The organism is Streptomyces sp. NPDC127119, from assembly GCF_042677425.1.
In the GTDB taxonomy this organism is placed as follows: Bacteria; Actinomycetota; Actinomycetes; order Streptomycetales; family Streptomycetaceae; genus Streptomyces.
This window is the reverse complement of the sequence record NZ_JBHXTO010000035.1, coordinates 1-14,132: the sequence shown is the minus strand read 5'-3', so window position 1 is coordinate 14,132 and position 14,132 is coordinate 1. Positions and strand designations below refer to the sequence as shown.

Annotated in this window: 11 protein-coding genes; 6 read left to right on the top strand and 5 right to left on the bottom strand. The window is 71.1% G+C overall.

Going from position 1 to position 14,132, the window contains the following annotated elements; translation table 11 throughout:
• Nucleotides 1-27: 27 nt before the first annotated feature.
• Nucleotides 28-786 (bottom strand): SIS domain-containing protein, encoded by a 759-nt coding sequence (locus ACFVH5_RS17795; RefSeq protein WP_385834612.1) that lies wholly within the window; start codon nt 784-786, stop codon nt 28-30.
• Nucleotides 787-1,057: 271 nt separating this feature from the next.
• On the opposite strand from ACFVH5_RS17795, the gene ACFVH5_RS17790 reads away from it, so the two are divergent.
• Together ACFVH5_RS17790 and ACFVH5_RS17785 are read left to right on the top strand one after the other, a co-directional pair.
• Nucleotides 1,058-1,750: a metal-dependent transcriptional regulator gene (locus tag ACFVH5_RS17790; protein WP_107015407.1), complete on the top strand. Its 693-nt coding sequence runs from the start codon at nt 1,058-1,060 to the stop codon at nt 1,748-1,750.
• A gap of 779 nt (nt 1,751-2,529) precedes the next feature.
• Nucleotides 2,530-3,423 (top strand): alpha/beta fold hydrolase, encoded by an 894-nt coding sequence (locus tag ACFVH5_RS17785; protein WP_385834611.1) that lies wholly within the window; start codon nt 2,530-2,532, stop codon nt 3,421-3,423.
• Nucleotides 3,424-3,678: 255 nt separating this feature from the next.
• On the opposite strand, the gene ACFVH5_RS17780 is transcribed toward ACFVH5_RS17785, so the two are convergent.
• The 3 genes from ACFVH5_RS17780 to ACFVH5_RS17770 all read right to left on the bottom strand — a co-directional run bounded on the left by ACFVH5_RS17780 (nt 3,679) and on the right by ACFVH5_RS17770 (nt 6,923).
• Nucleotides 3,679-5,274: a transporter gene (locus ACFVH5_RS17780; RefSeq protein WP_385834610.1), complete on the bottom strand. Its 1,596-nt coding sequence runs from the start codon at nt 5,272-5,274 to the stop codon at nt 3,679-3,681.
• On the bottom strand, nt 5,271-6,041 hold the full coding sequence (locus tag ACFVH5_RS17775; protein WP_385834609.1) for an ABC transporter ATP-binding protein: 771 nt from the start codon (nt 6,039-6,041) through the stop codon (nt 5,271-5,273). The genes ACFVH5_RS17780 and ACFVH5_RS17775 overlap by 4 nt, the downstream gene beginning before the upstream one ends.
• A 198-nt stretch (nt 6,042-6,239) precedes the next feature.
• A complete protein-coding gene (locus tag ACFVH5_RS17770; protein ID WP_384806415.1) occupies nt 6,240-6,923 on the bottom strand; it encodes a bifunctional DNA primase/polymerase in 684 nt (227 codons plus the stop codon).
• 300 nt (nt 6,924-7,223) lie between these two features.
• Here ACFVH5_RS17770 and ACFVH5_RS17765 point away from each other — a divergent pair, with 300 nt between their 5' ends.
• A complete protein-coding gene (locus tag ACFVH5_RS17765; RefSeq protein WP_189771933.1) occupies nt 7,224-8,609 on the top strand; it encodes a transcriptional regulator in 1,386 nt (461 codons plus the stop codon).
• Between the two features lie 251 nt (nt 8,610-8,860).
• The gene (locus ACFVH5_RS17760) at nt 8,861-10,732 is read left to right on the top strand and encodes a hypothetical protein (RefSeq protein WP_385834608.1); all 1,872 of its coding nucleotides are present in this window, start codon (nt 8,861-8,863) and stop codon (nt 10,730-10,732) included.
• A 263-nt stretch (nt 10,733-10,995) separates the two neighbouring features.
• On the opposite strand, the gene ACFVH5_RS17755 is transcribed toward ACFVH5_RS17760, so the two are convergent.
• Nucleotides 10,996-12,312, bottom strand: a complete 1,317-nt coding sequence (locus tag ACFVH5_RS17755; protein ID WP_385834606.1) for an ABC transporter substrate-binding protein — start codon at nt 12,310-12,312, stop codon at nt 10,996-10,998.
• 117 nt (nt 12,313-12,429) lie between these two features.
• Here ACFVH5_RS17755 and ACFVH5_RS17750 point away from each other — a divergent pair, with 117 nt between their 5' ends.
• Together ACFVH5_RS17750 and purU are read left to right on the top strand one after the other, a co-directional pair.
• On the top strand, nt 12,430-12,930 hold the full coding sequence (locus ACFVH5_RS17750) for a hypothetical protein (RefSeq protein WP_107015415.1): 501 nt from the start codon (nt 12,430-12,432) through the stop codon (nt 12,928-12,930).
• A gap of 244 nt (nt 12,931-13,174) precedes the next feature.
• Nucleotides 13,175-14,026 (top strand): formyltetrahydrofolate deformylase, encoded by an 852-nt coding sequence (gene purU / locus ACFVH5_RS17745; protein WP_385834605.1) that lies wholly within the window; start codon nt 13,175-13,177, stop codon nt 14,024-14,026.
• The last annotated feature ends 106 nt before the right edge of the window (nt 14,027-14,132 follow it).

The following is a 14,132-nucleotide window of genomic DNA, read 5'->3' as shown; positions in this document are numbered from 1 at the left end:
CGCACTCAAGGCGCGCCCGCCGGCAGGCTAGCGCTGCCAGTAGAAGATCCGGTCCCCGTACTCCGCGAACACCCGGTCGTTCCACTCCAGCCCGCCGTCCACGTTCCCCGACCGCAGAAGCGGAGGTTCGAACCCGCGGTCCGCGAGGACACCCGCCGCCGTCGCCATGACGGACTGGAGGAGCGCCGAGGTCACGACCGTGGACGCGGACGCGAACGGCGCCGGAATGGTGTCGAGCGTGAGCTCCGCGTCACCGATCGCGATCTTCGAGTCGAGAACGACGTCGCAGTGGTCCTTGAGGTACGTCCCCGACGCGTGCCGGGACGCCGTCTCGGTCGCGTACGCGACCGACGTGACCCCGATGACCCTGAGCCCGAGCGCACGGGCGCTCATCGCCATCTCGACGGGCAGCGCGTTGCGCCCGGAGAGGGAGATGACCACCAGGAGGTCCCCGGAGCGGGCGGGGCTGGAGCCGAGGACCGCGCTCGCGAGCCCGTCGACCCGTTCCAGCGCGGAGCCCAGCGTCGCGGGCATGACGTCGACGCCGACCGCGCCCGGCACGGCGAGCAGGTTCATCAGCGCGAGACTGCCCGCGCGGTAGACGAGGTCCTGCGCGGCCAGCGACGAGTGCCCGGCACCGAAGGCGAAGAGCCGCCCGCCGTCGGCGACCGTGTCGGCGATCATCGTCGCGGCGGCCTCGATCGACGCGGCCTCCTCGTCCCGTACCCGCTGCAGCAGGCCGATCGCGGCGTCGAAGAACTGCCCGGCCAGCTTGCTGTCGCTCATCGGCGAAGCCCCTTCCGCTGTCGTGTCGCGGATCACGTTGCGGTCTGGACCACTGCTGTGTCAATACGCTCCGCAGGGGCGACACTGGGTTACGAGGGTCCCTCTCCACCCGGCCGGGTGCCGGGCCCGGCCGCATCGCGCAGGCACTCGTCACCACCTGGTTCCAACGGCGCGGCACGGTTGTCAGTGGGATGCGTCAGAATTGGCGCCAGGGCCAGCGCACACGCCGGTGAGCCACCCAGCCTCCGGCAGAGCTAATCGAGGGGCACGTATGTCCGGACTGATCGACACCACGGAGATGTATCTCCGCACCATCCTTGAGCTGGAGGAGGAAGGTGTGGTCCCCATGCGCGCCCGGATCGCCGAGCGGCTCGACCAGAGCGGGCCGACCGTCAGCCAGACCGTGGCGCGCATGGAGCGCGACGGTCTCGTGGCTGTCGCGAGCGACCGCCACCTGGAGCTCACGGAGGAGGGACGCCGGCTGGCCACGCGCGTGATGCGCAAGCACCGCCTCGCCGAGTGCCTGCTCGTCGACGTGATCGGCCTGGAGTGGGAGCAGGTGCACGCGGAGGCCTGCCGCTGGGAGCACGTGATGAGCGAGGCGGTCGAGCGCCGCGTGCTCGAACTGCTGCGGCACCCGACCGAGTCGCCGTACGGCAACCCGATCCCGGGCCTGGAGGAGCTGGGCGAGAAGGACGGGGCGGACCCCTTCCTGGACGCGGGCATGGTCTCGCTGGCCGACCTCGACCCCGGCCTCGACGGCAAGACGGTCGTCGTACGCCGCATCGGCGAGCCGATCCAGACGGACGCGCAACTGATGTACACGCTGCGCCGGGCGGGCGTACAGCCCGGTTCGGTCGTGAGCGTGACGGAGTCCGCGGGCGGGGTGCTCGTGGGCAGTGGCGGCGAAGCCGCGGAGCTGGAGTCGGACGTGGCGTCCCACGTGTTCGTGGCGAAGCGGTAGGAGCGAGAAGAGCTGAAGGACTACTGCCTGTCGGCCTCTGTGCGCTGTGCGCACAGGCCCGTACGGGCGGCGGGGCCATCCTGGGGCCCTTCCCGGGCCGGTCGTGCGGTTCTCCGTGCGCCTGTCCGGGAGCCGTCGTGCGCGGCGGCGTGCACCGGAGCGTGCCGGGAGGCGAGGCCTTGACCAGGGCCTCTCGCGGCCGGTTCTCCCCGTTCCGAAACACGCCGTCAACTCCCTTAACAGGGACCCCAGTTGCCCCACCTCGGCGTTCCCGCAGAAACAGAGATTCACTGCGCGGAATCGCAGCGAACGGGCCGTTCCCATGCGAGGCTGTCGCGAAAGGCATATGACCTGAGGGCTCTGGACCGGGACGGCAGCGGGGCCGACGCGCGGTCGGGGAGGGGGCGCAAGGATGTGCCGCGGACGCGAGGAGGGCCTCGGCGCCCTGAGGCGCCGAGGCCTGTCCTCCCCTGTGCTGACCCGGAGCCCCGAGCTCCCAGGGTCATCCCCTTCGGACCGTTTTCCCCGAGCGGCCCGCCTCCCGTTGAAGATCTCCCCTCGACGGCGGCGGTCAATCCTTGGTCGAGGTCACTCGAAGGAGGGGTGTTACCGCCGAGAAGCCCACTTTCGAATACGCATTCGATAGCGTATGGGTGACGGATCGACCACTGATTACGCAGGAACAACCAGCAGGAGCAGCGGCACGGCGAACGGTACGAGTGGACCGGCGGGCTTGTGCGGGACGAGCCGGCCGAGCGGATCAAGGGGGGTGCCAGCGTATGGTGCGGCGCATCGACGTGACCGGTGCGAGCGGAATACGCCTCGCTGCCTGGGAGTTCGCCGATCCTCCCAAGACCGATCCGGGCAGGGGCGGTGCGGGCGCGGCGCGGGCCGGCGGGAGCGAGCAGACGCCCGGCGTGCTCTTACTCCACGGACTCATGGGCCGCGCCTCCCACTGGGCGTCCACCGCCCGCTGGCTCGCCGAGCGGCACCGTGCCGTGGCGCTCGACCAGCGGGGCCACGGACAGAGCGCGAAGCCGCCGGAGACGGAGTACACGCGAGGGGCGTACGTCGAGGACGCGGAGGCCGCGCTCGAAGAGCTGGGCCTCGCCCCGGCCGTCCTCATCGGGCACGCCATGGGCGCCCTGACGGCCTGGCAGCTCGCCGCCAGACGACCCGACCTGGTGCGCGGCCTGGTCATCTGCGACATGCGGGCCTCGGCGCTCGGGGCGGCCTCGCAGCGCGAGTGGGAGGAGTGGTTCAAGTCCTGGCCGGTCCCGTTCGCCACGCTCGCGGATGTCCGGAAGTGGTTCGGCGAGGACGATCCCTGGGTGGAGCGGCCGAACACCTCGCGCGGTGAGTTCTACGCGGAGGTGATGGCCGAGCACGAGGACGGGTGGCGGCCGGTCTTCGAGCCCGGGCAGATGCTCAAGTCGCGGGAGGCGTGGGTGTACGACGCGCACTGGGAGGAACTGGCGCAGGTGCGGTGTCCCACGCTGGTCGTCCGGGGGCTCGACGGGGAGTTGGGGCGGGCCGAGTCGCAGGAGATGGTTCGGGTGCTGCCCGATGGGCGGTATGCGGAGGTGGTCGATGCGGGGCATCTTGTCCACTACGACCAGCCGGAGGCTTGGCGGGCCGCGGTTGAGCCGTTCCTGGACGACGTGCTCCGGTAGGGGGCGGGGGGTGTGTCGTCCGGCTGCGGGCCCGGCGGGGGCTGGTCGCGCAGTTCCCCGCGCCCCTGAAAGACCGCGCCGTTCCCCGCGCCCCTGAAGACAAAAGACTGCGCCGTTCCCCGCGCCCCTGGGGGTAGGAGGCTGCGCTGTTCGCCGCGGCGCTGTGGGGTGGGAGGTCGAAAAGATTGCGCCGTTCCCCGCGCCTCTGGGGGCAGGAAGCTGCGCCGTTCCCCGTGCCCCTGAGAGCGGTGGGGGTCAGCCCTTGCTTACTGCTGTCAGGATTTCTGGGAGGTGGCGGGAGGTTCGGGGGGCGGCCAGGCGGAGGCCGGACAGGGTGAGGAGGGTGCCGTAGGCCGTGCCCAGGGGGAGCAGGAGCCAGGTCCAGTTCTCGCCGTCGGACGTGACGTTCAGCCAGATGGTGAGAGCGATGACGGGCGCGCACAGCAGCGCCGCCGCGACCATGCCGCCGAAGATCGCGATCCAGGCCAGCCCCGCCTGCCCGGGAGCGACGTTCTTGTAGCCCTCCTGCGGGATCGAGTACGGGAAACGCGCCGAGGACCAGGCACCGGTCGCGAGCATCGCGCCGAGCAGCGCGAAGGAGAGCCCGAGGACCTCGGGCAGGGCCGCCCAGTCGCCGAGCAGCGCCGTCGTCAGGACGGTGACGAGAGCCGTGTACGGGAGGGTGATCAGGAGGAGGGCCAGCGCCCGGCCCCGCAGTTCGACGTACGCGTCCCTGGTCGAGGAGATCGTCATCGCGACCATCCAGAACGCGGACGTGTCCTGCCCGAACTGGTTGTACATCTGGATGCCGAGCATCCCCGCCGCGAAGCACGCGAAGTAGATCGAGCCGGTCCCCTGCAGCGCGTTGAACACCGGCACGATCAGACCGATCGCGAGCGACGTCACCCATGCCGCCTTCGTCTTCGGATCCCGCCACACATACCGCAGGCTGCGTTCCATGACCGTGCCCGTGCGCCCCGCGGGCAGCAGCCGGCCGAGCCCGGAGGACCGCCCCGCCTTGTCCCGTACGGGCTCCGCGGCCTGCAGGGTCGAACCGTCCGGCGAGGTCATCAGCCGGGTGAGGGTCCGCTGCCAGTAGCTCAGCAGCGCCGCGAGGGCCAGGCCGCTCAGGGCGAGCTGGGCGAGGGCGACGGCGTACGAGCCCTCGCTGACGGAGTCCACGGCGCCCAGCGCGGACGCGGGCGGCACCCAGCGCAGGACGTCCACCGCCGGGTCCAGCGTCGCCAGGCCCGACGAACCGAGCCGCTGCGCGCCGAAGTTGACGACCTGGGCGCCCACCGCGATCACCAGGCCGCTAAGTACGGCCAGGTCACGGCCCTTGCGGCTGGTCAGCAGACGCAGGTTGGCGGTCGCCACGGCCCGCGCGAGGGCCACGCAGACCAGCAGCGCGAGAACGATCGCGACGACACCGGTGACGTACGCCGCCGCCCCGTGCGCCGTCGCGATCACCGAGCCGACGAGCAGGCACAGCGTGAACAGCGGCCCTGTGCCGACGAGTGACGCCGCCAGGAGCGCCCGCACGAGAGGGCGGGGACGCAGCGGGAGCATCACCAGGCGGGTGGGGTCCAGGGTCTCGTCGCCGCCGGGGAAGAAGAGCGGCATCACGGCCCAGCCGAGTGCCAGGACGGCCGTCAGCAGCACCGTGACGTTCAGTGCGTGCGGGTGGCCGCGCAGGGCGATCAGGCCGAGGAGCTGGAGTGCGGCGAAGAGGAGCACGACGACGAGCGAGGCCACGTACGCGGCCCGGCGCCCGGACGACTGCCGCAGGCCGTTGCGCAGGAGGGACAGCTTCAGCCGTACGACGACGGAGGTGACCGAGTCGGCCTTCACCGCGCGCCGCCGCCCAGCCAGTCGAGGTCGGAACCGGTGGTGCGGCCGTTCGCGCCGACGAGTTCCAGGAAGGCCTCCTGGAGGGAGGGCGCGGCGCCGCGCACCTCGGCGAGGGGGCCGTGGGCGCGGATGCGGCCCGCGGCCATCACGGCGACCCAGTCGCAGAGCGACTCGACGAGCTCCATCACGTGGGAGGAGAAGACGACGGTGGCGCCGGAAGCGGTGTAGCGCTCCAGGACTCCGCGGATGGTCTGGGCGGAGACGGGGTCGACGCCCTCGAACGGCTCGTCCAGGAACAGCACTTCCGGATTGTGGAGCAGGGCCGCGGCCAGGCCGATCTTCTTGCGCATGCCGGTGGAGTAGTCGACGACCAGTTTGTGCTGGGCTCCTGCGAGGTCGAGGACGTCGAGGAGCTGGGTGGCGCGCTTGTCGACCTCCGTGCCGGGGAGGCCGCGCAGACGGCCGGTGTAGGCGAGCAGTTCGCGGCCGGAGAGGCGTTCGAAGAGGCGCAGGCCTTCTGGGAGGACGCCGATGCGGGCCTTGACCTCTGTGGGGTCGCGCCACACGTCGTGTCCTACGACCTCCACGGTGCCGTGGTCCGGGCGCAGCAGTCCGGTCACCATGGAGAGGGTGGTGGTCTTCCCCGCCCCGTTGGGGCCGACGAGGCCGATGAACTGGCCCGCGGGCAGCTCCAGATCGATCCCCGCGACGGCGATCTGCTCCCCGAACCGCTTCCAGAGCCCGTGTACACGCACCGCGACCGTCATGCTCGGCACGATACGTGGCGGGGGCGGATGTTGTTCGTACGTGCGGGCCGGTGGGGGTTGCCCGCGCAGTTCCCCGCGCCCCTTAAGGGGCAAAAGGCAGGGGCGCAGCCCCGCCTTTCAGGGGCGCGGGGAACTGCGCGGCCAGCCCCCACCGGCCCGCACGTACCCCCAGGGGCGCGGGGAACGGCGTGGCGGGCGTCACCGACGCGCGTCGCGGCCGCACGCGTAGGACAGCGGGGAGATCAGTTCTTCCGCATCCGGCAACCACCGATTCGCAGGCGTAGGCCGACAGGCCCACTGCACAGCCCCGCGCGCCCCGAACCGCGTGGGCGGCGCAGCCACGTACGCGCCCTCCCCGAGCACGTTCAGGTCGAGGGACGCGAGCGGCCACCCCAGCTTCCGGACGAGCTCGGGCACCTTCGCCGCCGCCCCGGGAAGCACGAAGAACTGCATGCGCCGATCCGGCGTACACGTCACGGGCCCGAGCGTCAGCTCCATTCGCCGCATGCGCGCGAGCGCGAGGAACCCCGCGGTCTCGGGCACGTCGAGCGCGTCGAACGTCCGCCCCGTCGGCAGCAGGATCGACGCCATGGGCTGCTTCGCCCACAGCCGGCGCGCGACGGTCACACTGCCCGTGGCGACCGTCGCCCAGTCCTCGCGCGCCGGGTGCGCGCCGGGCACCGCGCACGAAGGATCGCCGCACGAGCAGCACTGCACGCCCTCGACGGCCTCCAGCCAGGTGCCGGGGAACACGTCCCAGTGGCGTTCCTCGGCGTAGCGCGCGGCTGTGTCCTGCAGCGACTCGCCGCGCTGCTTCGGGATCTGGGCGGTCTCGGTGCCTGCGATCGTCTCTTCCACGCTGAACTCAACTCCCGCACCCATCAGGGGTTACGGGCCCTGCGCGCGCGGGGGAGGAGCACCGATCCCACGCGTGGGGCGCATGGATGCATCTGTGGGGGCGCGCATGGGAGGCGGCAGCGGGTGGTGGGTAGCCCTGTGTGGGGCGGGCAGCAGCCTTTACCCGGCAATCCTCGCATGTCTCGCATCTTCGGTATGTCCGCGGGGCATTGATCTTCGAGGCCGGACTTTTCGCTCCTCACCAGGGGGCGGGAGGGCCCGGTCACTGAGGGCACATCAACTCGGTGCGCGTGGGCAGGCACCGCAGCCACAGGGGGTACGCCAATGGCCGCAAGGCCTCTCGTCGCGCGGCAGCCGAACGAACGACTGCAGGCGCTCATTCAGGAAGCGGGCTGTTCCAACGCCGGTCTGGCCCGCCGGGTCAACATGTGCGGCGCGGAACACGGTCTCGATCTGCGCTACGACAAAACGTCCGTGGCGCGCTGGCTGCGCGGACAGCAGCCACGCGGCAGGGCGCCCGCGATCATCGCCGAGGCGCTGGGCCGCAAGCTGGGCCGGACCGTCACGATCGACGAGATCGGCATGGCGAACGGCAAGAACCTCGCCTCCGGCGTGGGTCTGCAGTTCTCGCCGACGGTCCTCGGCGCGATCGAGCAGGTCTGTGAGCTGTGGCGCAGCGACGTGGGCCGCCGGGACTTCCTGTCCGGTTCGTCCGTCGCGGCCTCCGCGCTCGTCGAGCCGAGCCGGGACTGGCTGATCTCCTCGCCGGACGCGCAGGTCTCGCGCTCGGCGGGGCCACGGGTCGGGCAGTCCGACGTGGCGGCCGTGACCGCGATGACGCAGGCGCTCGTCGACCTCGACCACCAGTACGGCAGCGGGCATGTCCGCCCGGTCGTCGTGCACTACCTGAACAGCGTCGTCTCCGGGCTGCTGGCGGGCTCGTACCGGGAAGCGGTCGGGCGTGAACTCTTCGCGGCGGTCGCCCGGTTGACGGAACTCGCCGGGTACATGGCGATCGACACCGGGCAGCCGGGTCTCGCGCAGCGCTACTACATCCAGGCGCTGCGGCTCGCACAGGCGGCGGGCGACCGTGGATACGGCGGATACGTGCTCGCCGCGTCCATGAGCCACCTGGCCGCACAGCTCGGAAACCCCCGGGAGATCGCCCAGTTGGCGCGGGCGGCGCAGGAGGGGGCGCGCGGGCGGGTCACACCGCGCGCGGAGTCGATGTTCCACGCCGCGGAGGCGCGGGGCCATGCCCTGCTGGGCGACGCGCGGTCGGCACAGTCGGCGTCCGGCCGGGCCGTGGCGGCGCTGGAGCAGGCCGATCCGGAGTCCGGGGACGACCCGCGCTGGATCGCGCACTTCGACGAGGCGTATCTCGCCGACGAGTTGGCGCACTGTCACCGTGACCTGGGGCAGGCCGAGGCGGCCGCGCGGCGCGCGCAGGAGTCCCTCGACGGGCACCCCGAGTCGCGGGCCCGCCGGCGCGCGATCGGGTACGTGCTCCTGGCCAGCGCGCAGGTGCAGCAGCGCGAGGTGGAGGAGGCCTGTCACACGGGTCTGCGCGCGGTCGAACTGCTGGGCACGCTGCGCTCCAACCGCGGCGCCGAGTACCTGGACGACTTCCAGCAGCGCCTGGAGCCGTACCGGGACGAGCCCGTGGTGCGGGAGTTCGGGGCGCGGATGGAGCTCCAGGCGGCGGCCTAGGTCCTGTCGTCACCTTCTCGTCGTCCGCCCGGAGGGCTGGTCCGGGCGGACGACGGCGTGAACGTGTGAGAAAAGAAGCACGCGTTGGGAAAGGAGGCGCAAAAAGGGGGCTCGAAGAGCTTTCCGGGGGCGGTTTGTCACTCACTGTCCCCGGTGGCGGGTGTCACGTCCCGTGCTGCGTGGCACCGGCTCCTGGGGACCCGGTAGCGTGAACCGACGATTCCGAAGGTCCCCCATTCGTAGGAGTCCCGGTGACGCACAACGGACAGGGCGACGAGCCCTCGGCGCGACCCGCGCGCGAAGGCATCGTGCTGCCGTCCGACGGCGGCGAGCCCCTCCTGCCGGGCCAGACCGGCGACCGCGCGGTCCCGGCGGGCGGTCAGGCCTGGGACCAGCCGTGGGGTCCGCGGTCCGCTCCGCAGTCCGACGAGTGGGGCAGTGCGGGCGGCACGGGTGGCGGGGCCGGTACCGGTGGCGCCGCTCAGGCGCCCGATACGCAGATATCCAGCTGGAGCGCCGGGCCGCAGGGTACCGGTGGCCAGGGCGCGCCGGGTTCGGGCTGGGGCGCGTCCGGTGGTGGCGGGCAGGTCTCGCAGTACACCGAGCCGCCCGCCGGCCCGTACGGGGCGCAGGGCCAGGGCGGTCAGTGGGGAGCCGCCCCGCAGGCGCCCGGCGGCGCGATACCCCAGGCACAGCCGCAGCAGCAGTCACACCAGCAGCCTCAGCAACAGCAGCCTCAGCAGCAGTACGACGGCCGGACCGGTAACGGGTACGGCGTCTCGCAGACGCAGAATCCCGGCGGCTCCGGCTCCGGGTCGCACGGACAGGGCGGCTACGGCTACCCGGACGTCTCCGGAGTGGGCGCGGGTGCGTTGCCGCCCGCCGCCCCCATGGACGAGGGCGCGACCCAGTTCCTGCCGCCCGTCAGTGGTGCCGCTCCCATGGACGAGGGCGCCACGCAGTTCCTTCCGCCGGTCGGGCCCGGGGCGTTGCCCCCGGAGATGCCCGCGGCGGGTGCGGCAGGCGCGGGTACGGCTTCCGGTGACTCCACGCAGTACCTCGGGCGGGTTCCGTCGGACGGTCCCGGGCCGCTGCCCGCCGCCGCGGACCCCGACGCCCAGCCCACACAGTTCATGGCGCCGGTGCCCTCGCAGCCCGGTGCGGCCGGCTTCGGCGTGCGGCCGGGCGGGCCCGGACAGGGACAAGGGCCCGGGCCGGAGGACCGGCAGCAGCCGCCCGCCGAGTTCGACAATCTCTTCCGTGCCGACGGCGGAGGCGCCACCCAGCAACTGCCCCCGGTCGACCAGCCGCGGGGGCGGCGGGGCAGACAACCGGGCGGTGCCTCGCCCGAGTTCGGTGCTCCGGCCGGTTTCGGTACGCCCGGTGGCTTCGGCGCCTCCGGTGGTGCCGGTGCGCCCGCGGGCCCCGAGGGTCCCGGCGGGCGTGGCGCACGCCGGGCCGCGGCGGACGGTGACCACGGCCGCGGTGGCCGGTCCCGGTCGCGCGTTCCCCTCATCGCCGCCGTCGGCGTGGGCATCGCCGTGCTCGGCATCGGCGCGGGCGCCCTGCTCAGCGGTGGCGGGGGCGAGGAGGACAAGGGCGACGAGAACACGACGGTCGCGGCGACCGCGCCGGCCACCGACGGCTCGGGCTCGTCCTCGGAGGGGCCGGAGGAGAAGCAGGCCGTGGCCCTGGACAAGCTCCTGGCGGACAGCGGCAACAGCCGTGACTCGGTGGTCAAGGCCGTCGACAACGTACGCAAGTGCACCAACCTCGGCCAGGCGGCCTCCGATCTGCGCAACGCCGCCGAGCAGCGCAACGGGCTGGTCACGCGTCTCGCGGAGCTGTCCGTGGACAAGCTGGAGAACCACGCGCAACTGACCGCCGCGCTCAAGAGCGCGTGGAAGGCCTCCGCCGCGGCGGACACCCACTACGCCGCGTGGGCGGACCAGGCCGCGGGCAAGAAGGGCTGCAACAAGGGGCAGGCCCGGTCCACGGGGCAGACCGCCGCGGGCAACCGCGAGAGCGGCACCGCGACCACGCAGAAGGCCAAGGCCGCGAAGCTGTGGAACTCCATCGCGCAGACCTATGGGCTCACGGAGCGGCAGCCGGGGCAGCTTTGATTCGTCCGGCCGGTTCGATCTCGGTACCGGTTCGATCTAGGTGCTGGTTCGATCTAGGGATCGGTTTGGTCTAGGGCCGGTTTGGTCTAGGGCCGGTTTGGTCTAGGGCCGGTTTGGTCTAGGGATCGGTTTGGTCTAGGGCCGGTTTGGTCTAGGGCCGGTTCGGTCTAGGGATCGGTTTGGTCTAGGGCCGGTTCGGTCTAGGGATCGGTTTGGTCTAGGGCCGGTTCGATCTAGGGATCGGTTTGGTCTGGGGGGGGCGGTCACGATGTCTGGGTTGTTTCCAGGACCTCTGAGACGTTCACGAAACCCTTTCGCTCCGTGACCAGCTTGCCCTTGCGCACCACCTGGAAGGTCACGTCCGCGTTGACCAGCCGCGCGAAGCCGCTCGCCGCGATCAGGTCCTGGAAGCTCCAGTTCAGGGTCGGGGTGAGCCCGCCCGTGTCGACCTTCAGTCCGTCGTCCAGCGTGCGCCTGATCGACCGCGCGGTCACGTCGCCGTCGCCCAGCGACTCGATGGCCTTCCTCAGGACGGTGTACGCGATCCAGGTCGTCTGCACGCCGGGATCGGAGGCGTCGATCCGGTTGTCGCCGAACGCCTCCTTCTTGATGACCTCGCGCATCGGACTCCACCGCTTGTCGCTCGATGCGGGGTACCAGCCGGTGACGTACGAGCCCTCGTACATGTTTCCCGTCGCGTCGATCATCGACTGGTCGATGCTGCCCAGCACGGAGGCCGTCCGTACCGTCGGGAAGTCCTCGCGGGTCCGCCGGAACGAGTCCATGAAGGTGTCGGTGCGGTCCCCGAGAGCGGGGATCACGCAGCCCTCCTTCCGCGGGTCCTTCGTGACCCGCTCCAGGGCCCGCTGCGCGTGTCCCGAGAACTCCGTGGCGTCCTCGGCGGCCCGCTGGTCGACGGAGGCGCGGTGGCCGCCCGAGGTCAGCCCGGAGTCCAGGAGTACGGGCAGTTCGTCGCCCGCGATCGTGTCGGGGCGGACGAGTGTGACCGGGCCGCAGGAACCGGCCAGCTGCTGGCCCAGGCCGACCAGCAGGGACGGCTGGCCGCCGTTCACCGGGTACGAGAGCGGGCTCGTGAACTCGTCGTCCGTGACGCCGTATCCGCCGAGGTACGGGATGCCGGCCGCCTCCAGCGGAGCGAGGAAGGAACGGGCGTGCTGGCTGTACGAACCGACGACCGCGACGACGTTCTCCGCGGCGGCGCGGCGGGCGCAGCTCGCGGCCGACACGGTGTCGTTGTGGTCGTTGCAGGTGAGGACCTTGAGCTTGCGGCCGTTGATGCCGCCTTGGGAGTTGACCCAGCGTGCGTACGCCTTGGCCAGGGCGGGCATTCCCGGCTTGTTGGTTGTTTTCGTCTTCTCCGGGGCCCACGTCATGACGGTGATCGTGTCGTCCCCGGAACCCCCTGTGACACCGGGGACGACACCGCAACCGACTGCCGTCGACAGACACACCGCCAGCGCGCCCGCCGCCAGCACTCTCGCCCTGGCCACGGGGAGGCGCAGGCGGGGGCGGAGGTGCAGGGCGGGGAGGAAGCTGCGAGTGCGTCGCCGGCCGGTCATGGTTACGCACGATTCCGTCACACCGCTACGGCCGGTGTGACCCTTGGTCAACGCATGGTGACGTCCGGGTGAACACCGGGGTGCGGGGCGGGCCGGTTCGGCGGGAACGTACGATCGGTGACCGTGCAAGGTTCGGAGAACTCTTCCCGTCGCGGGCGTCGCTCATCCACCATGGGCGGCATGCCACTGAACGATATGCCGTGGTGGCGCTGGCGCAGCAATGTGCGCTCCGCGCTGCACATGCTTTCCGACACCGAGTTCCAGCGGGGGATATGGCTCGCGGGGGTCGACGGGTACGGGGATGTGACCGACGCCGTCTATCGCCTTGTCGAGGACACCTGGCTGGACAACTGGTCCGCCGAGAAATATGTGGGGACGATCTTCCGGGACTCCCAGGAGGCGGCGCTGGTCGACTCCGCGGTGTTGCGGGTGCTGCGGATCATGCATCAGGTGGGGCCTGATGCGGCTGTCTCCGTGTATCTCGAACACGCTGGGTGGGCCGATGCGGTTCGGGCTGCGCGGGATGCGCATGTGCGGATGGCTGTGAGCGACGGGGAGGATCCGGACGTTCCGCCCCGCACGCTGGAGGTACTGCAGATCATGACCCGCTCCGCCTGACCCTTCGTCCCACGCGCGCCTCCGGTGGGGGCTGAGCGCGCAGTTCCCCGCGCCCCTAAAAGCGGGGCTCCGCCCCAGCTGTGCCCCTAAGGGGCGCGGGGAACTGCGCGGGTGACCCCCACCGGGCCCGCAGACGAATCCGGGCCGGGGCGCAGCCCCGTCTTTCGGGGGCGCGGGGAACTGCGCGCAGTCCGGGATTCGGGCGGGCGCCTAGGGGGCCGCACCTTTGTGGGACCCTGGCGAAATGAACGATCAGTACGTCCTGACGCTCTCCTGCCCCGACAAGCAGGGCATCGTGCACGCCGTGTCGAGCTACCTCTTCATGACCGGCTGCAACATCGAGGACAGCCAGCAGTTCGGTGACCACGACACGGGACTGTTCTTCATGCGCGTCCACTTCTCGGCGGAGACGCCCGTGACCGTGGACAAGCTGCGCGCGAGCTTCGCGGCGATCGGTGACTCGTTCCAGATGGACTGGCAGATCCACCGGGCCGACGAGAAGATGCGGGTCGTGCTGATGGTCAGCAAGTTCGGGCACTGCCTGAACGATCTGCTGTTCCGCGCACGGATCGGCGCGCTCCCCGTCGAGATCGCGGCTGTGGTGTCCAATCACACGGAGTTCGCCGAGCTGGTGGACTCGTACCATGTGCCGTTTCGGCATATTCCGGTCACCAAGGAAAATAAGCCGCAGGCTGAGGCGCAGGTGCTGGAGTTGGTGCGGGAGCAGGGGGTCGAGCTGGTGGTTCTGGCTCGGTACATGCAGGTGCTCTCTGATGATCTGTGCAAGCAGTTGAGCGGGAAGATCATCAATATTCACCACTCGTTCCTGCCTAGCTTCAAGGGTGCGAAGCCGTATCACCAGGCGCATGTGCGGGGTGTGAAACTGATCGGTGCCACCGCGCACTACGTGACGGCCGACCTTGATGAGGGGCCGATCATCGAGCAGGAGGTCGAGCGGGTGGGGCACCAGGTCACGCCGGAGCAGCTGGTGGCTGTGGGGCGGGATGTGGAGTGCCAGGCGCTGGCCCGGGCCGTGAAGTGGCATGCGGAGCGGCGGATCCTGCTGAACGGGCGTCGGACCGTCGTTTTTGACTGACCGCTTGTGGTCGGACGCGCGACGGGAGAGGCGGGGCGGGGGCCGGGGCGACGTGTCCGTCCTCGGTCCGGCGCGATCGAGTTGGATTTGTAGGGCCCTTTGCGGA